Below are 22379 nucleotides of genomic sequence, written 5' to 3' on the forward strand. Positions count from 1 at the left end.
ATGTCCTAGTCTTCGAAGGCTTCAGGAGGTGGGCAGGAGCAGATCAGGTTACGGTCACCAGCTGCACCGTCGATGCGTCCGGTGGCCGGGAAGTACTTATCGCGCTTGAGGCTGGCGACCGGGAAGGCTGCCTGCTCTACGGAGTACTTACGATCCCAGCTGCTGTTGACTACGGCCGAGACACTGTGTGGAGCGTTGCGCAGTGGCGACTCTTCGATGCTGTAGACCCCTGCAAGAACTTCCTGCATTTCCTGGTGGATGGTGATCATCGCTTCGATGAAGCGTTCGATCTCGACCAGGTCTTCGGACTCGGTTGGCTCAACCATCAGCGTGCCAGCAACCGGGAAGGACAGCGTTGGTGCGTGGAAACCGAAGTCGATCAGGCGCTTAGCCACATCTTCTGCGGTAGCTCCGGTCTTCGCGGTCAGTTCGCGAAGATCCAGGATGCACTCGTGAGCTACCAATTCCTTGTTACCGGTGAACAGTACCGGGTAGTACTCGTTCAGGCGCTTGGCAATGTAGTTGGCGTTCAGGATCGCGGTCTTGGTCGCGTCGGTCAACCCGTCGCCACCCATCATGGCAATGTAAGCCCAAGAAATTGGCAGTACGCCGGCGGAGCCGAACGCGGTAGCCACTACCGGCACACCGTCACGCTCGGAATAGGTACCCGATGGGTCACCTGGCAAGAATGGCACGAGGTGTTCGCCCACACCGATGGGGCCAACACCTGGTCCGCCACCACCGTGTGGGATGCAGAAGGTCTTGTGCAGGTTCAGGTGGCTAACGTCGCCACCGAACTGACCTGGCTGAGCCAGACCGACCAGTGCGTTCATATTTGCACCGTCGATGTAGACCTGACCACCGGCGGCGTGGACCTTGTCGCAGACTTCGCGTACGTCCGCGTCATAGACACCGTGGGTGGATGGGTAGGTGATCATAATGGCCGAAAGGACATCTTTGTTCGCCTCGATCTTGGCATCAAGATCGTTCGCATCGATGGTGCCGTCTGCCGCGGTCTTTACGACAACAACCTTCATGCCGGCAAGTACCGCGGAGGCCGCGTTGGTGCCGTGGGCCGACGCCGGGATCAGGCAAACATTACGCTGTCCTTCGCCGCGGGAGGCATGGTAACCGGAGATGGCAAGCAGCCCCGAGTATTCGCCCTGGGAACCGGCGTTTGGCTGGATCGAAACGCCAGCGTATCCGGTAATGGTGGTCAACCGGCCCTCAAGGTCGGTGATCAGCTCGCGCCAGCCTTCGGTCTGCTCGGCCGGAGCGTATGGGTGGATCGAAGCGAACTCTGGCCAGGTGATGGATTCCATCTCGGCGGCCGAGTTCAGCTTCATGGTGCATGAGCCCAGTGGGATCATGGTGCGATCCAACGCCAGGTCGCGGTCGGCCAGGCGGCGCAGGTAACGCATCATCTGGGTTTCCGAGGAAATGGTGTTGAAGATTGGGTGAGTCATGAACTCGCTGGTGCGAACCTGGCCCTCTGGGATGTCGAAGCCCTCTGGTGCGGATAGCTCAACACCGAAGACCTCTGCCAGCGAGCGAACAATCGCCGCGGTGGTGGCCTCATCGGTGGAGATACCCACCTGGGTTTCGGAAACCTTACGCAGGTTCACGCCCGACTCAGCGGCCTTGGAAATGATCGCTGCTGCATCGTCGACGTTCACTACTACGGTGTCGAAGAAGGAGTCGCTGGCCAAGGTGAAGCCACCGGCTACCAGTGAGCTGGCGATGACACGTGCGTGGTTGTGTGCACGGCTAGCAATCATCTTTAGACCTGCTGGGCCGTGGTAGACGGCGTACATCGAGGCGCAAATTGCCAACAGTGCCTGTGCGGTACAGATGTTACTGGTGGCCTTCTCGCGGCGGATGTGCTGCTCGCGAGTCTGCAGTGCCAAACGGTAAGCAGGGGTGCCGGCGTCATCGGAGGAGACACCAACCAGACGACCTGGCATGGAGCGGGTCAGACCGTCAGCCACGGCGAAGTAGGCTGCGTGCGGGCCACCGAAGAACAGTGGCACGCCGAAGCGCTGGGTGTTGCCCACTGCGATATCCGCGCCCTGCTCACCCGGAGGGGTGATCATGGTCAGCGCGAGCAGGTCGGCGATAACAGTGACCATCGCGCCGGCGTCTTTGGCGGCCGCGATGATCTGCTTGTGGTCGGCAATAGAGCCGTCGTTGCCCGGCTGCTGCAGCACGATACCGGAGATTTCACCCTCGGGCAGACCCTGCGCCAAGTCGGCAACTTCGATTTCAAAGCCCAGCGCATCCGCGCGTCCCTGGATGACCTTGATGGTCTGCGGGAAGATATTTGAATCCAGGACGGTCTTGCCGTTGCCCTTTTTCTTGTTGACACGGCGCATCATCAGCACCGCTTCGGCTGCCGATGACGATTCATCAAGCATCGAGGCGTTAGCGATGGGCAGGCCGGTCAGATCCATCACCATGGTCTGGAAGTTTAGTAGCGCTTCGAGGCGACCCTGCGAGATTTCTGGCTGGTACGGGGTGTAAGCGGTGTACCACGCTGGGTTTTCCACGATGTTCCGACGGATCACTGGTGGGGTGATGGTGTCGTAGAAGCCCTGACCAATCATCTGGGTCTTCATCACGTTCTTGGAAGCCAAGCCGCGCAGGTGAGCCAGCGCTTCGGTTTCGCTCAGTGCCGAGGGAAGATCCAAGGCAGAAGCCTGGCGGATATCAGCCGGAACTGCGGTGTCGATGAGCTCATCGAGGCTGGAATAACCCAGCGTCGAGAGCATGTGGTTTACATCGGCCGGACGTGGGCCAATGTGGCGTGACACGAATTCGCTACTCGTGGATGCCGAGGTCTGCGTAATAGTCATGGTGCAGTTATCTCCAGGGGGATCTGTCTTGGCGCATGCCAAAGGAAGGTCTCTGTCCCTCCCCATCCCTGTTTCATAACCTGAGAGTTTTACACATCCGACCAACAAAGCCGGTTGCTTGCACCTTCGGTGAACCGGAACGGGCCGGTTTCTTTCCAGAGTTGCCTCGTGATGGCGGTACGGGGGCCTGAGAGTTTCCTGGGGAGGAATTGCTCCTACGGCGCCCATCCATGGTGTGAACGGGTCTCTCCCGCCATCCGTCGAAGGCTGCGGCCCAGCTCTAATGATCTGAGACACAGTCACATCTTACCTGCTACCGCGAGGCTAGTCCAAGACTTAAAACCCTTCCCGGTTCATAAATGCAAACAATCGCGTCTTTTAGGACAGTTTGACGTAGTCGGGGTACCTCGCTGACAAGGTATCCCCCGAAGAAGTACCGGTAAGCCGGCGTTTAACCCATGGACCTAAATGCTCTCTCGCCCAGCCCATGTCTTGGCGTAATCTTTCACCGCGCGAATTAACCGGGAGCTCAGGTAAGCCAGGAAGATTGATTCGCTCTACCCACTGCGGGTCTGCGATGTTGTGTTTTCCAAGCAGTTCCAGCACCTTGTAGGCCATCAGCGTGTGGCCAAATTCGTTCATATGCAGACGGTCACCGGCCCAGTAACGCAGGTCAGAAAATTCTCTCCAGCGCCAGTAATCTGCCACGATCGCCCCGTGGTTATCGGCGATTTCGCGGATCTTCTCGTTATAGATCGCCGTGCGTGGCCGTGTCTTGTTAAAAAGTGGCGAGTCGACGGTATCAAAACCGGTAAAGAGCACCACGGTACTGCCTGCCTCAATGAAGCGACGCACCATTCCGTCATAACCGCGCATCAGGGCATCCAGGTCGGCGCTGGGGCGCAAAATATCGTTCCCGCCGGCATAGATAGTTACCAGATCCGGTTTCAGTGCCAACCCTGCGTCGAGTTGCTGATTGATGACCTGACCAATCTTTTTGCCACGAATCGCCAGGTTCGCGTACTGCCAATTACCTTGGGTGCACAATACTTCGGCGACTCGGTCCGCCCAGCCCCGCACCCTGTTCGGGCGCACCATGCTGATATCTCCGACGCCTTCGGTGAAGGAATCTCCTAGCGCAAGGAACTTCATTTTGCTCCCTTCGCCAAGATGAGCTGGCGTGCCAGCTGGCTGAGCTTCACTCCAGTTGAAATGTCTTTGGGTCCTTCATTGCGTGAAGGGATGAATCCAAAGCCGAGCTGGTAGGCCGGATCAGCGAAAGCCAACGATGAGTTCGCCCCGTCATGGCCGTAGGCGAAGATTGAGCCGTAGTCATTGCGGGCCGTGGCCTTCATGAAGCCCACGGCGAATGCTTGCAATAGTCCGTTGGTACGGTCTGGCCCGTACACAAGTTCGGTAGAAACCTGAGCCCAGGTATCGGCACTGAGCAAACCTTTGCTCACGCCAAGGGCCGGTACTGCGCCAAAGGAAGCGGCGTAAATCCCGGCGAGCGCCTCGGCGTTGGCCACCCCGCCCATGGATGCTGGACCCAAGTGGCGCACTTGCGCCGAGTTGGCTAGCTCGTGCCAGTTGTAGACCGGACCGGATTCTAGGGCGAAGCCTGAGGTGGAGTTCACCGATAGTCCGGTCGGCGAGAATGGATCCATGAAGGCAGGTGCTTGATCGGCGGCAGGCAACACGTCGCGGTAGCGCGGTTCAATCTCTGGACCGTGCCCGATATAGGCGTCCACGCCTAGTGGTCCGCGAATACGCTTTTCGTAGACGTCTTTGAGTTCTTCTCCGGTCACCCGGCGAACGAGCTCCTCCATGAGTACGCCCATGGTGATTGCGTGATATCCCACGATGTTCTGACCCAGTGGCCAGATGCTTGGCATTGAGGCGAGGACCTTGGCGTATTCGGCCGAGTTCAACAGGACTTCGCTGGGGACCCCTCCGGGAACGCCCAGCACGCCAGCTTGGTGGCTGAGCACTTCTCCGACGCTAAGTTTTTCTTTGCCGCCGATAGCAAATTCTGGCCAATAAGTACCGATAGGAGCGGTCGGATCAAGCAAACCGTCTTGGATCAGTAGCGCGATTACCAGTGCGCTCAAACCCTTAGTGCAGGAGAAGATGCAGGTCAGTCCGTCACCGGAGAGGTGTTCGCCGACGCTGTGGCTTAACACCAATTCTCCGCGGTGGTAAATAGCTAACTGGGCTGAGTAATTTTCTTCTTCTGCGGCCCGAGCTTCGAGCGCTTCGGCAAGTGGTGCGAAATCTTCAGAAATAACCGAATGCATGAAAATCCTTTAAGTGCTTGTTACTTATCAACTAACACTAGTATCAGTTGATAAAAATCTATGCTTGGTTTTCGACTGTTTCTTGGCGGAACCGTAGTTTCCAGCCTGCGTTGGTTTGTTGCCACCACGAAGAGCACACCAGAACCGGTGAGTTGGCGGGGTTCATCCGATAAGCGATGAGCACCAGCGAAGTATCCAGTAGGCGGGCGGTCAGTAGTTGTACCGGGCCGGTTTCCGGCAAGGTGCCTGAACTCTCAAGGATTGTACGCACGGTACTGACGTCTAAGAGTGAACCGTCGCGGCAAATTTCCTGGTAGCTAGGATGCAGGAAATCGTTAACCTCGGTGAAGTTCGTGCGTACTTGTGCGTCGAGCAGTCCCTGTTCCAATTCGAATACGGTTCCGGTGACATCTAGGCTCGCATTTTCTTCGGCAGCGCAGTCCGTCTCGGACTGCGGCGCTGGGGCGCCAGCTGTCGCCGGTGCGCTTGAACCGAGGTAGCCGGGTCCTGGATCTGGCGTTTTACCGCTTTGATGCGCGGTGGCCGCGGCACGAGCACGGTCATCTGCTTCTTCGTTGAGTTGATGACCGGCGTGGCCTTTAACCCACTCGAAGGTGTACTTACGTCCGACAATCGCGGTATCGAGTTCGCGCAGAATCTCCTGATTGAGTACCGGCTTGCCGTCGGACTTCTTCCACCCTTTTTTCTTCCATCCCGGCATCCACTTGCTGATGCAATTAATCGCATATTGGGAGTCGCACAGGATTTTTAGTTCGGTTTCGGGTTCCTTGGCGGTGGCTCGGAAGAGTTCGAGTACCGCTTGGAGTTCACCCATGTTGTTGGTTCCGTGGTCCCAACCGCCGGAGCCCCAGTTATTGTCATCGATATACCAGGCCCACCCCGCAGGTCCAGGGTTACCAAGAGCAGAACCGTCAGCTGCCGCAATGATCGTCATATTAATAATCCTGCCATGTCCACCCCACATCTATAGACGACCTTCGTGCTGATGTTCTATTTTTAACGCGCAAAGTCCCGGTGGATCCTTTTTAGGTGGTCCACCGGGACTTCGTCTCAGTCTTATGCTGTTGCTGAGTTGCTTAGTTTTTGGTGCGGAAATTTAGGCCGGGTATAACGGGTTGTGTCCGGCGGTCACCCGTTCTTCGGGGCGTACCTCATCTGGCGCTGTGCCATCGAGGAAAGGACCCGAGGTAGCGAGTTCTTCACGTCCATGGGATTCGAGCCAGTTACTCAGGTCTGGGCCCTTGGGCACGATCTGGGTGGGGTTGATATCTTCATGGACCACATAGTAGTGGGCCTTGATCTGCTCAAAGTCTGTGGTGTCGCCAAAACCTGGGGTCTGGAATAGGTCCCGGGCATAACCCCACAGGTTTGGCATGTCGGTTAGTTTATTGCGGTTTGCCTTAAAGTGACCGTGATAGACCGGGTCGAAGCGTGCCAGCGTGGTGAACAGCCGGATATCCGCTTCGGTAATGTGGTCTCCCATGAGGAAGCGTCGAGTTTCAAGGCGCTCTTCCAAGTAGTCCAGCGTGGTGAATAGCCGGTCATAGGCGTCGTTATACGCCTGCTGACCGCCGGCGAATCCTGCGCGGTAAACGCCGTTATTCACCTCGGTGAAGATGCGTTTGATCAGTGGCAGCATTTCTTCCAGCGAACCTTCGGGAATCAGGTTGGGTGCTCCCTCACGGTGGAATTCCTTCCACTGAGTAGAGAAGTCCCAGGTGATTTGAGGGTAGTCGTTGGTGACTACGGCACCGGTGGGAATATCCACGATTGCCGGGACGGTGATCCCACGCGGGTAGTCTGCGAATCGTTTGAAGTAATTTTCTTGGACTCGTTCGGTGCCTAGGACCGGGTCTTTGCCGCCCTCATCAAGGTCGAAGGTCCAGCTGCGCGCATCATGAGTGGGACCTGGCAGTGCGACAGAAATGGCATCTTCTAGCCCGAGCAGTCGGCGCACGATCAGTGTGCGGTTGGCCCATGGGCAGGCACGCGCTGCAACGAGTCGGTAGCGTCCTGCTTCAACTGGCCACAGTTGTGCTCCTTCACCCAGGCCTGCTTGCGGGTGACCGATGGAACTCTGAGGTTCTCCTGCGGCAAAAGCTTCGGGACGAGAATCTGCCACGATGCGATCTTGAATGTAGTTGGTGTCCCTGGTGAACTCGCCACCGGTGACGTATGCGCCTTTAGTCGAAAATTCGTTGCTCATGATCTCTCCTGAAGATTTGCCCTTGGTTTCTGCAACCTGCTTATTCACAGGCTAACGCTGAGGCTGGTCGAAAAGTAGTGTGCTGTCCCGCAATGCACACGATGTTATCTTGCAAACTTCCCGTGCTTCATCCGAGGGTTGTTTAGGCGTTGACCAAGGCGGAGGCGCGAACTGTCTTCATTGCGGTAGCCCAGGAAATAAGCTGGTCAAACATAGGGTGTACCGATCCGGATGCCTGCTCGGTTGGCTTAAATTCTGAGAAGTTCTCGAAGTCGCTAAATAGCGAGAACATGCCGGTCTTCTGCACATGAGCGATCTGCAGTTCGGAAAGAATACCGCGTAGGTGCTCTACCGCGCGGGCTCCCATAGCCGAGCCGTAACCCACAATGCCGGCTGCCTTATTGGTGAATTCCGCATTCAGGTAGGACAGCGCGTTAGCCAGTGCCGGTGCGATCGAATGGTTGTATTCAGGGGTAACGAAGATGTACCCGTCAAACTCGGCAATCTTTGCCGACCAGAGTTGAGTGGCTTCGTTCTGGTAGTTCTGGTACGCGGCAGGGAACGCTTCGTCTAGCAGTGGCAAGTTGTAATCGGCGATGTCCACCAACTCGTAGCTGGCGTCATCGCGCTGCTGAGCCTGTTCCAATACCCACTGAGCCACACCGTGGTTGTTACGTCCTGGGCGGGTGGATCCGGTAATAATAGCGATTTTCAACATCTTGTTGCTCCCTGGCATTGTAGTGCGCCACTTCATTATGATTGACGCGTCATCAAGTCTTGCTAAAAACAACATTACACGAGATGATTGATGTGTCAACAACTTTGAGAGTGTGCCACTCACTACTCTTTGCACATAGGAGAAAAGAAAACATGGGATCCGAAGATACTCGCTGGCTCAACGAACGCGAGCAGAACCTCTGGCAAATCATCCGCGAGTTCATCTGGCAGTTCCCCAGTGCCATGGATCGTCAGCTTTCCCAAGATTCGGCCATGCAATCAGGCGAGTACTCGGTCCTCGCGGTGCTCTCCGAGTCGAAAGAGACTTCGTTACGCCCTGCGGAGGTGGCTAACGAGCTGCGTTGGGACCGCTCCAGACTCTCACACCTTTTGCGCCGCATGGAAGCTAAAGGGCTTATCACTCGCTGTTCTGACACCCTAGACCGCCGAGGTCACCAGATCGGATTATCCGAGCAAGGCTGGCAGGCAATCCGCGAGGCAGCGCCATTACATGTGCAGTTCGTTCGCGAGTCGCTCTTTGATTCGCTAACTCCTGCGGAGCACGCGGCTCTAGAAACTGCCTTACCTAAGATTTTAGCCGCAATTACACCGCGAGAACCAGAGAGCGTTCCAGCGGACTAGCTGCGCTGTTGGGCCAACTCGCTATTGTTTACCAGCCGAGCAAATTTACCGTCCAGCTTGACCAACTCTTCAAAGGTTCCAGACTCAATGATCTGCCCCTCGTCGAGCACTACAATTTTGTCAGCGCGCAACACGGTGCTCAATCGGTGGGCAATCAACAAGGTGGTACGTCCCAAAGCCAGTTCATCCAAGGCTTGTTGGACCAGTGCTTCGGTGACCGTGTCTAAGGCACTGGTGGCCTCATCCAGAACCAGCACCTTTGGCTGACGCAACATCGTGCGGGCGATGGCCAGACGCTGCTGTTCTCCACCGGAAAAGCGGTGACCACGCTGCCCAACCTGGGTATCTATTCCCTCGGGAAGGGAGCGAATCAGCTCCGCGATTTGCGCCGCTTCCAAAGCGTTCCACAATTGTTGCTCATCGGCGTTCGGGGCAGCCCAAAGCAGGTTCTCGCGAACACTAGCGTGCAACAGGTAGCTTTCCTGAGCCACCACGGAAACTACGTCCGCGATGTCCTGCGGTTGGACCTGGCGCAGCTCCACACCATCTAAGCTCACAGTGCCCGAGCTTGGATCTAACAGTCGTGGGACCAAGGATCCGAGCGTTGATTTGCCCGAGCCGGTAGCCCCGACCACCGCGGTCATGGTGCCCGGCTCGAGTTTTAAGTTGATCCCCCGCAAGGTATTGGCACGCGCCCCGGGATACCGAAAATCTACATTCTTGAATTCCACGTCACCGCGCACCGCATCATGGGCCAGTCGACGTGGCTGGTTTGGTACCGGCAGCGCCTGATCAGCGTCGAGGAACTCAAACACTCGGCTAAAGAGCGCCAGCGCCGAGACCCACTGAATAGAAATACTCATCAGCCCCATCACCGGCCGGAAAATTCCCGCCTGCAACCCGGTGAAGGCCACGAGAGTACCAATGCTCATGCCATCCCCGGTGACCGGAAGCCCCGCAACGATATAAAGTATCGCCGGGACCCCTGCGAAAATAATCGACATCGCTGCCATGCGCCACCGTCCGGCGAGCGCACTACGCATTTCCAGATCTATGAGTTTTGAGCTGGAGTCGGTGAACTGTTCGGCATCTAAGGTGCCAGTACCCATCACCTTGGCAAGACGAACCCCGGAGATACTGAGCCGCTCTTCAATAATCGAAGTGAGCGTGGACATTTCGCGTTGTCGTGCCCCGGTGATTTTCCGGCGCAGTTTTGCTGTTTGTTTTGCCAAGATAATCGCCGGCGGCAAGACCACGAGCGAGATCAGGCTCAGCTGCCAGGAAATTGCAACCATCGCGCAGGCCGTAGCTACCACCGTGGTGAGGTTTGAAGCGATTGAGGTGGCCGAGTTGGTGATCACCGATTGCATCTGTCCGACATCATTGGTCAGCCGTGACTGCACCTCGCCAGAGCGAGCATTGGTGAAGAACCCTAGAGATTGTTTTTGCAGGTGAGTGAAAAGTCCGGTGCGCAACCTATGCATGACCTTTTGACCCATCAGGGTGGCTCTCCAGGTCTGCACTACTCCGAGTACCGCGTTTACCAAGGCAATGAGTACCAGCCCACCAGCCAACGCCAACAGTAGTTTGACGTTTTGCTCTGGGATGGCCACATCGATCAGTTCCCTGATGATGAAAGGCTGTGCCAAGCCAATCAGCGATGATGCGACGATCAGTAGCATCACAAAAATTACCGTGCGCAGATGTGGACGGAAAAGTTCCGCAATGCGGCGCAGGGAGACGGGATGGTCCTGCAACCATTCTTTATCTTTTTGGGAATTCCCCGGGCGTGTGCCGCCTGCGCCACCACCTAGTCCACCCATTGGCATTCCAACCATGAGCACCTCCGACCTTCTTGTTCTAATTACCTCAAGAATAGCAGAGGTAACCTCACTATGTGGTTCCATCTTGAAATTGTTGGGAAAAACACCCTATGCTTAAGCACATGCTTCCCCAAGAGTCCGGCCCTGACTTGGTCGACCTGTTCAATCGCAGTTCTCGTATGCTTCGTGGTAAATGGCGCCACGCCTTGACCCCCTACGACATCACACCTCATCAAGTTCGTACCATGATGCTGTTAGGACGCGTCGATGCCGAAGGCATGCGCAACTCGCAGTTAGCCGAAAAGCTACATATTGCCCCACGCTCCACCACCGAGGTCATCGACCAGCTAGTCGCCAAGGACTTGGCCACCCGCACCCCCGACCCTGCGGATCGACGCGCCAGCTTGATCACGCTGACCGATTCGGGGCGTGAACTGCTACAAAAATTACATGGCGAGCGGAAGCAAAGCCACGAAGAATTTTTCTCCACCCTCGGCGACGATGACCGGGCAGAACTGAGCAGAATCTTGGGCCTCCTCGTGGCAGACGCACCCGGTGACCCACGCTGTTAGAAAACTAATTTAAACCGCGGAAGGGTGGTTCCACAGGCAATGCTGCTGCCTGTGGAACCACCCTTCTTCGACTGGGCTAGTTCTCGGTTTTACCCCGGCGCCAGTACCCCATGAAAGCCACCTGCTTGCGATTGATCCCTGCCTCACGCACTAGGTAACGACGCAATTCCTTGACCATCCCGGCTTCACCGGCAATCCAGGCGTAGAACGGTGCAGATTCCGCAGCCCCGGTTTCCCAGAGGATCTGCTCATCGATGTCAATATCTTCCGGATCCGCATCGGTGTGCACCGCGCCGGCCGCCGGAATCGCTACGACGTCCTTCACCGCTGCGGCAAGCAACACCCCATGCTCGTTAGTGCCACGGGTCAGCCACTGTACCGAAACACCTGAACGGGTGGAGGCGCCAAGGATATCGTCGGTATCCGGAACCTCAATCAGTGCATGCCCGGTGACATTGGCAGGCAATGCTTCAAGAATTGCGCAAATGGCCGGAGCTGCGGTTTCATCTCCAGCCAGCACCACACGGCGAGCGCCTCCGGGGCGGAATTCAATGCCACCATAGGTCTCGTCACTGAGCGCACGGTTCGGACCGAGCAAGAGCAGTTCGTCCCCGACCTGGGCCCTGTCCGCAAATTCGGTCGCCGGCCCACCTTGCAGCGCACCGTTGACCACCTGCCCATGCATCACAAAGTCAATATCCAGCTCTGCGGTATCACCGAGGTTGTCGCGGTGTCCCACCTCGCGGAAGGCGCGAACGGTGTAAGTGCGCATATAGCCGCGGGAACTCGGATCAATGGAAAGCCAGCGCCGGTACCATCCTTCCTGCCCTGCCGGGCTGGACAATGCCTCGGGACGCAACGCTGCGATCTCCTCGGTGAGCGCCGAGCCGCCTGCAGGTGGCAACAAAAGCTTGATGCGCATATCTAGCGAGTGACTGTTGGTGCCGAAGTGCGAAAGATCAGTACCTCCCACGGTGATCCGGCGGAAGGCAGGGGTTAAGTCCTGTGTGCGCATCACCATGCACTGGTAGGCCAGGGTGGCAAGGTGCTCGGCTCCTGGACGAAGTTGCGCCGGCTCGACCTCTTGCGGAGCTAAGACCGGCGTTTGTAGTTCGTCAGCTACCGTAGGTTCTTGTTTGACCGCCGATTTGGTGAGTTCAACAAATTCTGGAGAGCGCACAATGCCTTGGGCAGCGAGCACGTTTTCGGTGCGCAACACCCGGTGGCGTCCGATAGGCAACACCAGGGGGGTGCCAGCGACCGGGTCTGGGATTACCCGGCTTGGCATTCCAAAGACATCCTTGACGGTGCGTTCGGTGACTACCTCGTTGGGGTGACCGGCGGCGTAAATTTTTCCTTCACGCAAGGCCACTAAATGATCTGCATAGCGTGCGGCGAGGTTCAGATCATGGAGCACAATCACCACGGTGATTCCGCGCGTGCGGTTTAGTTCACTAATTACATCGAGTACTTCAAGCTGATGCGCAACATCTAAGAACGTGGTTGGTTCATCAAGTAACAGCAGCTCGGTTTCTTGGGCCAGCGCCATCGCTATCCATACGCGTTGGCGTTGACCGCCGGAAAGCTCATCCACCGCACGGTCCGCTAGTTCCATGGTCCCGGTCAGTTCCAGCGCGCGGTTAACTGCTGCCTCGTCCTCGGCGGAGAAGCGTTTGAACAGACCCTGATGTGGGTAGCGTCCGCGGCTGATCAGCTCACGGGCGGTGATACCGTCCGGCGCCGTCGGTGACTGCGGCAGCAAGCCCAACGTCTTAGCGACTTCCTTGGCCGGCTTAGTATGAATATCCTGGCCATCCAGTAGCACCTTGCCACCGGCAGGCTTGAGCAGTCGCGATAGCGCGCGCAGCAACGTGGACTTGCCACAGCCGTTAGCCCCCACAACGATGGTCACTTCCCCGGTGGGGATATCCAAGGACAGTTCGTCGACGATGGTGACCTTGTCATAGGCCAGGGTCAGATCGTTTGCCTGAAGTTGGGCCATGGGTTATCCCCCGCTTCCTGTTGAATTTGTACGCACCAGGACCCAAATGAGGAACGGTGCGCCGAATGCGCCGGTGATAACTCCTACCGGCAATGAAAGATCTGCGAACAAGTTCGCCGCAAAGAAGTTGGCAACGATCACCAGCGTTGCTCCGGTCAGGGCCGCCAGCGGAATATTAATGGGACCCCGAGTGAGCGCAGCGCTGATAGGTCCTGCCAAAAATGCCACAAAGGCTAACGGACCGGTCACCGCAATGGGTAAGGCACCCATTGCCACCGCGACGAATACCAATAGCACCCGGGCCCAGCCCACGTTTAGACCCAGAGCTGCAGCGGCGTCCTCCCCCAATTCAAGCATCTTCAGCTGACGCAATACGAAGGGAAGTAAAAAGACGGCGATGGTTCCCAACGGAACCAAGAGCAACAGTGCGCTATCCCAGTTGCTCGAAGAAAGCGAGCCGGTCAGCCAGTGCATCACATCACTGGCGGTATTTAGCTGCGCTTGGGTCAGCAGGTATTGGATGAGTGCCTGCAGCATCGCCCCGATGGCCAGACCAGCAAGGATCAGCCGGGAGCCGGTGCGTTTTCCCGAGGCCGAAAGCCAATAGATCAGTGCGGCAACCAGCAGGCCGCCTGCCAGTGCAAAGGCGTTGAGCTTCCAGTCGTTATAGCCCAAGACAATCATCGCAAAGACCGCGGCCGCCGAGGCGCCATAGCCCACACCGATCACATCGGGGCTGGCCAACGGGTTGCCCAGCCAGCGCTGGAACAGGGCACCAGAGATACCTAGCCCGGCACCTGCCAGGGCGCCGACCGCTAGTCGCGGTAGACGGTCGGACATGATGATGAAACTTGTTCCGGGAACCTTTTCTCCGCCGAGTACCTGGAGTACTTCCACTGCGGGGAGCCGGTCACGGCCCCAGAACAGATAGGCCAGTGCGGTGACCACGATAGCTAGCGCCATCCACAGTACACTGCGATGCACGCGATGTGACCGGGCAGCGGCTCTCGTTGGTTTATTTGCCTCGAGCCCGCTGGTAGTTGAGGTGATCTCTTTCGAGCTCACAGGCTCACCGACTTCATGCCGCTACGCATCATGATGATAAAGATCGGACCACCGAGCATGGCGCACATGACGCCCACCTGAATTTCACTTGGTGGCGCGATGATACGTCCCACGGTATCGGCTACCAGCAACAAGATCGGTCCGGCAATTAAACAGGCAGGCATCAGCCAACGGTAGTCAGAGCCGACCAATAGCCGCACCGCGTGGGGAATCATCAGGCCCACAAAGGCAATCGGGCCAGCGACCGCGGTGGCGGTACCGGCCAGCACCACCACGCCTATCGAACCGATCACCCGGGCGCGGCCCAGGTTGAAGCCCAGCGCGGTCGCCGTGTCATCACCCATGGAAACGGCGTTGGAAACCTTCGCGGTGGACAACACAATCAAGGCCCCAAGGACCACGACGGGGATGGCGCTCAGGAAGGTGTCAATTCCGGTGGTGGACAGCGAGCCGATCTGCCACATGCGGAATCGGTCCAGGGTGGAATCCGAGATCATTAGGATCGCATTGGTGACCGCTCCGACACCCACGGCCAAGGCGGCACCGCCCAAGGCAAGTTTGATCGGGGTGGCCCCCTCGCGTCCCACATTGGCTACGAGATAAACCAAGATCATCACTACCGCTGCACCGATAAAAGCGGCGGCCATAATTCCGGCTAGCGAGCTTACACCGAGGAAGCCGATAGCCAACACCACACTCATCGAGGACCCGGCGTTCAGCCCCAGGATTCCGGTATCTGCCAGTGGGTTGCGGGTCAGCCCCTGTAATCCGGCGCCGGCCATGCCCAACGCTGCACCGACCACGATGGCACCGACGGTCCGGGCAAAGCGCGAAGCAACCACACCCTGATCCCCATTGGTCGGATCAAAATTCCAGATCGCGTCGGTGACGGTATCCAGCGAGACGCTCCGGGCTCCAAGAAGCAACGAGGCGAAGACCGCCAGAGCTAGCAAGAGGAAAAGTATGAGGAAGGCGGTGAGTTTTCTACCTACCCTCGGCGACTTCTCTTGCCCTACATGGGGCGTAATACTTTTAGTCGCGGTCATTGCTTCCTACACTCGTTGCTATGGCTCATCTTCCCTTGCCCACTATTATCGCCCCTGGCGTCGGCCTGCTGCGCGCCGAGAATCCTTCGGAAATGACGTTGGACGGGACCAATTCTTATTTGCTCTTTGACCCAGCCTGCACCGAGCTGACTGCGCGAACCCCAGCAGTTCTCATTGACCCGGGCCCTGATCTTCAAGCCCACCTGCACGCCTTGGCGGCCTTCGACATCCAGCTGGTGCTGATCACCCACCGGCATGCGGATCATACCGGCGGAATTGATACCTTGCACAGGCTGACCGGGGCACCGGTGCGAGCTCGGCTCGAAGAGCACTGCCGAGAGGCGGAGATCTTTGAAGACTTGGAAGTCATCGAGGCCGCAGGAATTGAGGTTCAGGTGGTTTTCACTCCAGGACACACTTCGGACTCGGTGTGCTTTATCCGTCGGGGCGAAACTTCCCACTTGTTCACCGGAGATACCGTACTGGGGCGCGGCACAACTATTTTGGAACATCCAGATGGGACCTTGGCCGATTACTTGGCGTCGTTGCAGCGGCTGCTGGCGATGCCGGATATGGCATTGCATCCGGCTCACGGTGAGCAACATGAGGTGTCCCATCCGTTGCTTCAGACTTATCTGACGCATCGCGAATCGCGGTTGGACCAGGTGCGTGCGGCCCTGGATAAACTCGGCAAGGCCGGGGCCGACGTGCAACCAGCGCATTTGCTGGAACTTGTCTACCCCGGCCTCGATGCGCGCTTGGCGGGCGCAGCTAGCCGGTCCTTGGAAGCGCAGTTGCACTATCTAGGCTTAAATCCTTAGTTGTTACTTGGCGGCCGCTGCGTTTTCGGCAGCCGTGACGATCTTTGGAACTACGTGCTCCAGCGCCCATTCGATGGACAGTGGCGAAGCTGCGGAGATGGCCAACGTGGCCTGGTCATCTCCCGGGAGGGCCAATGCCTTATTCTTCACCGCAGGGATCTGACCGTATAGCGGCTGAGCCTTGACGATGTCCTCGACGCTGTTGCCAGCAAGGGCAGAGGCGAAGACGATATCCGAATCCCACTCGTTGACCTTTTCAGGGGATACGGTGAAGAAGAAGGTGTCCTTCTCGGCGTTCTTCTGGACGTAGTCTGCCTGAGTCATGCCCAGGGCCGACAGGAAGCGCGGACGGGTGTCCCCTTCGGAGTACACATAGGCGGCGTCCGGGGCGGAGAGGTCCGCAGCGATGAAGGTGGTGTCCTTCAAGGCCTTGTTGTCTTCGCCAACCTGTGCCAGCTCGCCTTCGATTTTCTTAACCAGCGCGTCGGCTTCCTCTGCCTTGCCAAGCATCTGGCCGGCGGCTTCGGTGGTCTCTTCCCAGCTGGTGGTGTAGTTCGGCTTAATCGGGCCAACTACTGGTGCAATTTCCTGTAGCTTCTCGTACTGTTCCTTCGTCAAGCCCGAATACGGGGCGAAGATGACGTCGGGCTTGCTCGCGGCGATTCCGGTGTAGTCAAGGTCGTCACCAATCTTGTACTGTACCGGCGCGTTCTCCGAGCCAATAGGAGCACCAAGCTCTTCTAGCTTGGCGTCCTTCCAGTCCGTCGAGTTGTTGGCGTTCTGACCATAAGCATCGATGTCCATGCCGACCGGCACGGTTCCCAGTGCTAGTACCGCATCGGCGTTAGCCCATGAAATCGTCGCTACCTTCTCAGGCTTCTCGGTAATTTCGGTTTCGCCGTAAATATTTTCGATACTCACCGGGGTGAAGCTCGATCCAGCGGAATCCGAACTCTTTGGTTCTGTGGTCGATGTCGAGCCACAGGCGCTAAGGCCAAGTGCCAAGATTGCGGAGGTTGCTGCCAGTAGGCCAGCACGACGCGTAATTTTCATGGGTCATAATCCAGACGTTGCGAGTTGTCATAAAATAACCGGCACTTAGGTTAGGTAAACCTATGTGAACCGCATGCAACTTTACGCCGATCTCACTTCAATACGCAACATCAAGGACATGTAATCCACGTTACTTAGCCTCAGGCCAGCTGAGCTACCCCTAACCTCGGACGTCACCTGGTCTTATCGACCGGAATGATCTGCCAACAACCTGCGTGGGTCAGCGATGTTTAGTGACAACCGGATCACCAGCAGCCCCGCAAGTAAGACGACCAGCACCGTGGCGACGGTCAGTGGCTTCAGCAACAACGCCAACGACGCGAAGGGCAACACCAGCGCCGCAGAAGCCACGGTAAAACCTATGGCCACGGTTAATGCCGGAATCATCACGCTTTTAACTCGCGCCTTGTTGACTACGCCTAAATCAACCCCTAAACGGTGAAGCCCCAAATATAGGTCTTGACGATCCAAGGTGCCGGCACATTGGCTAATCGCCGCGGAGATGGCCACACATATTAAGGAGATACTCAGCGTCACCAGCACACCGGTTAACACATCGGCGCTCAAGTACATCTCCCACGAGCCGGCCACATCATTCTCCGAAAATGCAAACATCGCCGCCCCAGAACCACCGATGACGGCCACGAAGGCAGCCATAGCCACGCCCGATACCTGACGCCAGGCGCCACCGGGCGACTCCAAAATCATGCGAGCAGCCAACAGCTGTTCAGGGCTCTCGGCCTTCTTCAGTTTCGCCGTGCCCACCTTGGCTACAAGCCACGGCCCAATCAGGTTTAGTGCCAACAGACCCACCCCGAAACCGGAAATGACGATGGTGATCAGTACGCCCAGGCCCACCGGCAACAGACCAACCTTAGAGAACAACGTGTAGATCACCACGATGCTACCGATCGCTATTACCGCGCGCATCCAGCTGGGCATCGGCACCGAACGCCGGGTAGCCACCGCCAATGGAGTAATGACCAACTTACGTAAACCAGCCAGTGCACTAACCACCGAGAGCAATAACACCGCAAGTACCGCCGCGGCAGTTGCCAGCGGAGGAAGGAAGATCGCCGTGCCAATAGCTTCACCTTGGAACTTCACCAGCGCTACCGCCGGGGCCAACGCCAAATACAGCACCACCCCGCAGATCGCGCCCACTAGCGCCGTAGCGGCAGCCTGAATCACCGCAACTGCACGAACCTGAAGTCCTGTGGCACCCAAGAGACGCAATGAAGATAAGGCCCGGTCTTGAGCGCGAGCCGAAAGTTTGGCAGCCGAGGATCCTAAGACCAACAACGGGACAACCAACAGCACCAGCGCAAACGCGGCTAAAGGAATATAAAACCCTTGCGCGTCGCCTTCCAGCTTGGTAAATGACCAAGCTCCACCAAGCACTATCAGCACCATGGCGCTGACCATGGTGTAGGCACCAACCGTCAACAATTGCACGATTCGCCCGGAACTACTCGGCCGTGCGAGCATCCACGCCATATGCAAGGTATTCATGAACGAGGCCCCTGAACAACTGAGTCATCCGCGGTGATCTTGCCGTCTTGAAGCGTTAAGATCCGGTGACAGCGTTGGGCTACCTGACGGTCATGGGTGACCATCACCAGGCTCTTACCCATCCCCACGGTGCACTGCATTAAGATATCCAGAACCTCGCTGCCGGTCACCGAATCCAAGGCGCCCGTAGGTTCATCGGCAAAGACTACGCTCGCACCAGTGACCTGCGCTCGTGCGATAGCTACACGCTGTTGTTGCCCACCGGAAAGCTGACCGATGCGCCGTTGTTCCATCCCTGCCAGACCCAACTGCTGCAACGCTTCCACAGCACGCGCGATTGCTGCGGTGCGTGGTACGCCGTTGACCATCAGAGCCATCGCCACGTTTTCTTCGGCCGTCAGTTCCGGAATCAACAGTCCGGACTGAAAAACGAAACCAAAGGCTTCGCGGCGCAACTTGGTTCTTGCGCTGTCACCAAGCCCATCAACTTCAACCGGCGCTTGGCCCGGCAAGTTGAGGGTGACCGTGCCCGAATCGGGCAACTCGATGCCAGCCAACGCGTGCAGCAAGGTGGACTTGCCCGAGCCGGAGGGACCCATAATCGCAACCGCTGTCCCGGCCGCGATATCAACGTCAATGCCGTTGAGCGCATGGGTACTGCCGTAACTTCTGAGCAACCGGCGGGCTGAAATAACTGGATTGGATACATACGAATTCTGAAGCATAACCTAATGTTCCCAACCCTGCCGCTCAGGCACATCGGAGCGCCGATGGAGTTGTACGTGGGCGAACTCATCCCCCGGTAGGAGCCAATGCTCTGCCTGGCTAAGCATCTGGAGGTAGGCTCGTTGATGATGCTGCTCGAACTTTATACCCAACCATTTTGTGCGCCATGCGTGCGCGCACGACAGGTAGTTCACCGTGCCCAAGAACTGCTGCCCTTCCTCAACGTCGAGGAGATCGATGTGGTGGAACAGGTAGCCCGCGGCAAAGAATTAGCGGTAACTTCAACACCGGTGATTCGTCTGCTGGTGCACGGCGAAGAAAAGTTCCGGGCAGCCGACACCCCAACTTTGCAGCAATTATTATCTGCCATAGCCCATGTCAGCGACTAGGCTCACCTACGTTTCAGCGCGATGTTGCACCGGATAAGCCACTTCATGGGGAAGAATGGATCAGGTGACTAGTGTGCCTAATGTTGACCATGAATGCTTCCAACGAGTGTTGGCAGATTCCACTAACCGTATTGAATGGTTACGGGCACGGTCACAAGGTATCACCGCGACAGACGTAGCTAAGCTGTCTACCGAAAAATCCATTCGGAATGCCGCCTGGGACAAGCTCTACGGTTCAGGGTTCTCCGGTAACACTTACACCGAGCACGGCCGACGTCGCGAGCCGGTCATCGCCGCTTGGGTGCAGGAAAACTTCAATATTTTCCCTTCCTCACAACTTTTCCACTCACAAAATTCTCGGCTGCATTTGGCAACCCCAGACGGTTTGGGCTTTGATCAAGATGGCGCACCGGTATTAGCGGAAATTAAGACTACCAATAAGCCGTTCAAACGGATCCCTAAAAATTACCTTCGCCAGGTCCTCTGGCAGCAGCATGTCATCGGCGCTCAACGCACCTTGTTCGTCTGGGAACAGCACTATAACTTCGTGCCAGTTCAGGCGGTCCCCGAGTTCCTTTGGATCGAGCGAGACGACTCGATGATCCAAGACCTCATCGACAAAGCCGAGCAACTCATTGCCGCCTTGCGGGAGTCAACCTCCCGCGAACAGCAGTATCTGGATTACGGTCCGGCGGCCCTGCGCCTCTAAATATCCAAGGCGCAGGAGGTTTACCCCGGCTATAGCGGTGGGTTCTGGATGGTGCGTGGGTCTGGCAAGCATTCTGGATAAGTCTGGACAAGTTCGCCCAGCAGTTTTTCGCGCAACATATTGCGCAGGTTCCACAGGTCTCCAGGATCCCTGGCTGATAAATAAATGGTTACCGTTTGCAGTCCGCCTAAGGTGTCTGTCACGAGCAGGCTATTATCGCGTCCATCCCACCAGTCCGAAGATTCAAGCAATTCGGTAGTACGCGTACGCAGATATTCAATCGGCGCATTGAGTTTTAATTGCAAGGTGATGTTGCCGCTAATCTCGGTGCTGCGCCGCGACCAGTTCTCAAATGGCGTGGTGGTGAAGTAGGTGGAAGGCAGGATCATCCGCCGTCCGTCGAGGAGCAACACGACCACATAAGTCAAAGTTATTTCTTCAACGCTGCCACGTTCGGCTTCGACCACCACGATGTCATCCACGCGCACCGAGTCGGTAAAGGCAATCTGCAAGCCGGCAAACACGTTGGCCAACGAGGACTGGACGGCCAAACCAACAACTACCGAAGCAAGACCAGCAGAGGCCAAAAGACCTGCGCCTAATGCTCTGACCTGTTCAATTGTCAACAACACGGCAGCTACGGCGATAATGCAGAGCACTGCAATAAGTACTCTGCGCAGTAGACCAACCTGCGTCTGAACCTTCGCTAATCTGCGACCTGGACCAAAACGGCTTCTGATGCGCGCCAGCAGAACCTCTTCAACAACCTTGACCAGCACAATAATGAGCCAGGTCAGGAAGAACACCAAACAGATGAGCAGCACAAACTGCCAGAGCTTGTAAGAGCTACTGTCGCGGTGGAAGGCAAACAGCGAACTTTTGAGAACAATTGAAGCGAAAGTACCGAAAATCGGGATTCTTGCGCTTTTTACCTTGATCTCACCGAGTCCGGTGCGCTGAAAAATGCGGTGTGTCAGACCACTGATCAGGAAGGCAAGAATGGCAGAAAAAATTAATCCAACAGCGACAACAACCAGAAATTGCAACGGTTCAGGTAGGAAGCTGGAGGCTTCAACGACTTCGTCGACGGTGGTATCGATAGGTGCAGACGGGCTTGGCAACATCGTTAAAGCATGTCACACGAGACTAGTTGAACGCTGAGCGACACCTTGGATATACCCGGAGACCGGCTCCCGCGTCACGGATACGCACCAGATCAATTCCAGTTAGCTCCGGTGTATTGTTCCGGGGCCAAAACAGGGTTTTAGTAGTCTTATGGGCCCGTGCCGGACCCTAGGGCGCACTCAGATAGAAAGCCGGTGGTTCATATGCGCCGCACCAAACTTGGACTTCTCGCAGCTCTCGCCGCAGCAAGCATGCTCTCGGTAACCCCTGCAGCCTCGGCAGCCCCGGTGGCTACCGCAGCGGCCGGATGCCAGACCGTTTATTGGGGTTCTTTATCCAAGACCTCCAACGTCTCAAGTTCCTCAACGATGGCTAATATTCGTACCGGACGCCATACCTGTTTTGACCGGATGGTGATAGACCTCAACGGTAACCCCGATGGGTATTCGGTGAAATACGTCAGCGCACTGACCGGAATCGGATCAGGGAAAGCGGTACCCACCACGGGTGGCGCCAAACTAGAAATCCTGTTGAAGTCCGGAACCAGCACCAGCTATCGTCCCGGATCCACCATCAAAACACTGAATTACACAACCTTCCGCCAGCAGCTCTGGCTGGGAAGTTTTGAAGGCCAGACCAAGATCGGCATCTCCACGCGGGCACGACTGCCAATGCGTGCCTTTGTCCTCTCTGGCCCAGAGCAAGGATCGCGTTTGGTGATCGATGTTGCTCACAAATGGTAACCAGCTGTGCCTAAGCCATGAGCTTGCCGTCATGACTGGGCGCACCGCGTAACACCGT

General features: G+C 57.0%; 20 protein-coding genes and 1 riboswitch. Of the genes, 6 read left to right on the forward strand and 14 right to left on the reverse strand.

Annotation, left to right across the window (positions count from 1 at the left end; all coding sequences use genetic code 11):
• Positions 1 to 5 precede the first annotated feature (5 nt).
• The 6 genes from gcvP to IEX04_RS00470 form a co-directional block, all read right to left on the reverse strand.
• On the reverse strand, positions 6 to 2852 hold the full coding sequence (gene gcvP / locus IEX04_RS00445) for an aminomethyl-transferring glycine dehydrogenase (RefSeq protein WP_188682902.1): 2847 nt from the start codon (positions 2850 to 2852) through the stop codon (positions 6 to 8).
• A gap of 165 nt (positions 2853 to 3017) precedes the next feature.
• A riboswitch (glycine riboswitch) is annotated at positions 3018 to 3115 on the reverse strand.
• A 115-nt stretch (positions 3116 to 3230) separates the two neighbouring features.
• Positions 3231 to 4004, reverse strand: a complete 774-nt coding sequence (locus IEX04_RS00450) for an SGNH/GDSL hydrolase family protein (RefSeq protein ID WP_188682904.1) — start codon at positions 4002 to 4004, stop codon at positions 3231 to 3233.
• A complete protein-coding gene (locus tag IEX04_RS00455) occupies positions 4001 to 5149 on the reverse strand; it encodes a serine hydrolase domain-containing protein (RefSeq protein ID WP_188682906.1) in 1149 nt (382 codons plus the stop codon). The genes IEX04_RS00450 and IEX04_RS00455 overlap by 4 nt, the downstream gene beginning before the upstream one ends.
• 58 nt (positions 5150 to 5207) lie before the next feature.
• On the reverse strand, positions 5208 to 6104 hold the full coding sequence (locus tag IEX04_RS00460; RefSeq protein ID WP_096255630.1) for an RNase H family protein: 897 nt from the start codon (positions 6102 to 6104) through the stop codon (positions 5208 to 5210).
• 162 nt (positions 6105 to 6266) lie between these two features.
• Positions 6267 to 7376 (reverse strand): glutathione S-transferase family protein, encoded by a 1110-nt coding sequence (locus tag IEX04_RS00465; RefSeq protein WP_096255631.1) that lies wholly within the window; start codon positions 7374 to 7376, stop codon positions 6267 to 6269.
• A gap of 142 nt (positions 7377 to 7518) precedes the next feature.
• Positions 7519 to 8094 carry an NADPH-dependent FMN reductase gene (locus IEX04_RS00470; protein WP_096255633.1) on the reverse strand — a complete coding sequence of 192 codons (576 nt, stop codon included), beginning with the start codon at positions 8092 to 8094 and terminating at the stop codon, positions 7519 to 7521.
• Between the two features lie 152 nt (positions 8095 to 8246).
• Between IEX04_RS00470 and IEX04_RS00475 the strand changes: the two genes are divergently transcribed.
• Positions 8247 to 8735, forward strand: coding sequence for a MarR family winged helix-turn-helix transcriptional regulator (locus IEX04_RS00475; protein WP_188682908.1), 489 nt, complete (start codon positions 8247 to 8249; stop codon positions 8733 to 8735).
• On the opposite strand, the gene IEX04_RS00480 is transcribed toward IEX04_RS00475, so the two are convergent.
• Positions 8732 to 10573: an ABC transporter ATP-binding protein gene (locus IEX04_RS00480; RefSeq protein WP_308422385.1), complete on the reverse strand. Its 1842-nt coding sequence runs from the start codon at positions 10571 to 10573 to the stop codon at positions 8732 to 8734. The two genes, IEX04_RS00475 and IEX04_RS00480, sit on opposite strands and share 4 nt — an antisense overlap.
• A gap of 95 nt (positions 10574 to 10668) precedes the next feature.
• Here IEX04_RS00480 and IEX04_RS00485 point away from each other — a divergent pair, with 95 nt between their 5' ends.
• Positions 10669 to 11130 carry a MarR family winged helix-turn-helix transcriptional regulator gene (locus IEX04_RS00485; protein WP_096255637.1) on the forward strand — a complete coding sequence of 154 codons (462 nt, stop codon included), beginning with the start codon at positions 10669 to 10671 and terminating at the stop codon, positions 11128 to 11130.
• A 76-nt stretch (positions 11131 to 11206) separates the two neighbouring features.
• Here IEX04_RS00485 and IEX04_RS00490 read toward each other — a convergent pair whose 3' ends face one another.
• Genes IEX04_RS00490 through IEX04_RS00500 form a run of 3 tightly spaced genes read right to left on the reverse strand, consistent with a single transcriptional unit; the run spans position 11207 to position 15243 of the window.
• Positions 11207 to 13132, reverse strand: coding sequence for an SIP domain-containing protein (locus IEX04_RS00490; protein WP_096255638.1), 1926 nt, complete (start codon positions 13130 to 13132; stop codon positions 11207 to 11209).
• A gap of 3 nt (positions 13133 to 13135) precedes the next feature.
• The gene (locus tag IEX04_RS00495; protein ID WP_229676920.1) at positions 13136 to 14197 is read right to left on the reverse strand and encodes a FecCD family ABC transporter permease; all 1062 of its coding nucleotides are present in this window, start codon (positions 14195 to 14197) and stop codon (positions 13136 to 13138) included.
• Positions 14194 to 15243: a FecCD family ABC transporter permease gene (locus tag IEX04_RS00500; protein ID WP_188682912.1), complete on the reverse strand. Its 1050-nt coding sequence runs from the start codon at positions 15241 to 15243 to the stop codon at positions 14194 to 14196. The genes IEX04_RS00495 and IEX04_RS00500 overlap by 4 nt, the downstream gene beginning before the upstream one ends.
• 35 nt (positions 15244 to 15278) lie before the next feature.
• Here IEX04_RS00500 and IEX04_RS00505 point away from each other — a divergent pair, with 35 nt between their 5' ends.
• On the forward strand, positions 15279 to 16064 hold the full coding sequence (locus IEX04_RS00505; RefSeq protein ID WP_229676921.1) for an MBL fold metallo-hydrolase: 786 nt from the start codon (positions 15279 to 15281) through the stop codon (positions 16062 to 16064).
• A 3-nt stretch (positions 16065 to 16067) separates the two neighbouring features.
• Here IEX04_RS00505 and IEX04_RS00510 read toward each other — a convergent pair whose 3' ends face one another.
• From IEX04_RS00510 to IEX04_RS00520, 3 genes are all read right to left on the reverse strand, one after another.
• On the reverse strand, positions 16068 to 17117 hold the full coding sequence (locus tag IEX04_RS00510) for an ABC transporter substrate-binding protein (protein ID WP_096255643.1): 1050 nt from the start codon (positions 17115 to 17117) through the stop codon (positions 16068 to 16070).
• Positions 17118 to 17300: 183 nt separating this feature from the next.
• Complete coding sequence (locus tag IEX04_RS00515; protein ID WP_096255645.1) at positions 17301 to 18629, reverse strand: FtsX-like permease family protein; 1329 nt, start codon at positions 18627 to 18629, stop codon at positions 17301 to 17303.
• Complete coding sequence (locus IEX04_RS00520; protein ID WP_188682916.1) at positions 18626 to 19354, reverse strand: ABC transporter ATP-binding protein; 729 nt, start codon at positions 19352 to 19354, stop codon at positions 18626 to 18628. Before IEX04_RS00520 ends, IEX04_RS00515 begins: the two co-directional genes overlap by 4 nt.
• Before the next feature lie 87 nt (positions 19355 to 19441).
• Between IEX04_RS00520 and IEX04_RS00525 the strand changes: the two genes are divergently transcribed.
• Positions 19442 to 19744 (forward strand): glutaredoxin family protein, encoded by a 303-nt coding sequence (locus tag IEX04_RS00525; protein WP_188682918.1) that lies wholly within the window; start codon positions 19442 to 19444, stop codon positions 19742 to 19744.
• Between the two features lie 64 nt (positions 19745 to 19808).
• On the forward strand, positions 19809 to 20453 hold the full coding sequence (locus IEX04_RS00530) for a YqaJ viral recombinase family protein (protein WP_229676922.1): 645 nt from the start codon (positions 19809 to 19811) through the stop codon (positions 20451 to 20453).
• A 29-nt stretch (positions 20454 to 20482) separates the two neighbouring features.
• Here IEX04_RS00530 and IEX04_RS00535 read toward each other — a convergent pair whose 3' ends face one another.
• A complete protein-coding gene (locus IEX04_RS00535; protein ID WP_188682920.1) occupies positions 20483 to 21577 on the reverse strand; it encodes a mechanosensitive ion channel family protein in 1095 nt (364 codons plus the stop codon).
• A gap of 204 nt (positions 21578 to 21781) precedes the next feature.
• Here IEX04_RS00535 and IEX04_RS00540 point away from each other — a divergent pair, with 204 nt between their 5' ends.
• Positions 21782 to 22321, forward strand: coding sequence for an AMIN-like domain-containing (lipo)protein (locus IEX04_RS00540; protein ID WP_188682922.1), 540 nt, complete (start codon positions 21782 to 21784; stop codon positions 22319 to 22321).
• Positions 22322 to 22379: the final 58 nt, after the last annotated feature.

The organism is Glutamicibacter ardleyensis, assembly GCF_014644555.1.
GTDB lineage: Bacteria > Actinomycetota > Actinomycetes > Actinomycetales > Micrococcaceae > Glutamicibacter > Glutamicibacter bergerei.

Excerpts from the sequence above, each read along its gene's own strand:
- gcvP (WP_188682902.1), bottom strand. The coding sequence starts at position 2,852 with ATGACTATTACGCAGACCTCGGCATCCACGAGTAGCGAATTCGTGTCA.
- IEX04_RS00450 (WP_188682904.1), bottom strand. The coding sequence starts at position 4,004 with ATGAAGTTCCTTGCGCTAGGAGATTCCTTCACCGAAGGCGTCGGAGAT.
- IEX04_RS00455 (WP_188682906.1), bottom strand. The coding sequence starts at position 5,149 with ATGCATTCGGTTATTTCTGAAGATTTCGCACCACTTGCCGAAGCGCTC.
- IEX04_RS00460 (WP_096255630.1), bottom strand. The coding sequence starts at position 6,104 with ATGACGATCATTGCGGCAGCTGACGGTTCTGCTCTTGGTAACCCTGGA.
- IEX04_RS00465 (WP_096255631.1), bottom strand. The coding sequence starts at position 7,376 with ATGAGCAACGAATTTTCGACTAAAGGCGCATACGTCACCGGTGGCGAG.
- IEX04_RS00470 (WP_096255633.1), bottom strand. The coding sequence starts at position 8,094 with ATGTTGAAAATCGCTATTATTACCGGATCCACCCGCCCAGGACGTAAC.
- IEX04_RS00475 (WP_188682908.1), top strand. The coding sequence starts at position 8,247 with ATGGGATCCGAAGATACTCGCTGGCTCAACGAACGCGAGCAGAACCTC.
- IEX04_RS00480 (WP_308422385.1), bottom strand. The coding sequence starts at position 10,573 with ATGGTTGGAATGCCAATGGGTGGACTAGGTGGTGGCGCAGGCGGCACA.
- IEX04_RS00485 (WP_096255637.1), top strand. The coding sequence starts at position 10,669 with ATGCTTAAGCACATGCTTCCCCAAGAGTCCGGCCCTGACTTGGTCGAC.
- IEX04_RS00490 (WP_096255638.1), bottom strand. The coding sequence starts at position 13,132 with ATGGCCCAACTTCAGGCAAACGATCTGACCCTGGCCTATGACAAGGTC.
- IEX04_RS00500 (WP_188682912.1), bottom strand. The coding sequence starts at position 15,243 with ATGACCGCGACTAAAAGTATTACGCCCCATGTAGGGCAAGAGAAGTCG.
- IEX04_RS00510 (WP_096255643.1), bottom strand. The coding sequence starts at position 17,117 with ATGAAAATTACGCGTCGTGCTGGCCTACTGGCAGCAACCTCCGCAATC.
- IEX04_RS00515 (WP_096255645.1), bottom strand. The coding sequence starts at position 18,629 with ATGAATACCTTGCATATGGCGTGGATGCTCGCACGGCCGAGTAGTTCC.
- IEX04_RS00520 (WP_188682916.1), bottom strand. The coding sequence starts at position 19,354 with ATGCTTCAGAATTCGTATGTATCCAATCCAGTTATTTCAGCCCGCCGG.
- IEX04_RS00525 (WP_188682918.1), top strand. The coding sequence starts at position 19,442 with ATGCTCTGCCTGGCTAAGCATCTGGAGGTAGGCTCGTTGATGATGCTG.
- IEX04_RS00535 (WP_188682920.1), bottom strand. The coding sequence starts at position 21,577 with ATGTTGCCAAGCCCGTCTGCACCTATCGATACCACCGTCGACGAAGTC.
- IEX04_RS00540 (WP_188682922.1), top strand. The coding sequence starts at position 21,782 with ATGCGCCGCACCAAACTTGGACTTCTCGCAGCTCTCGCCGCAGCAAGC.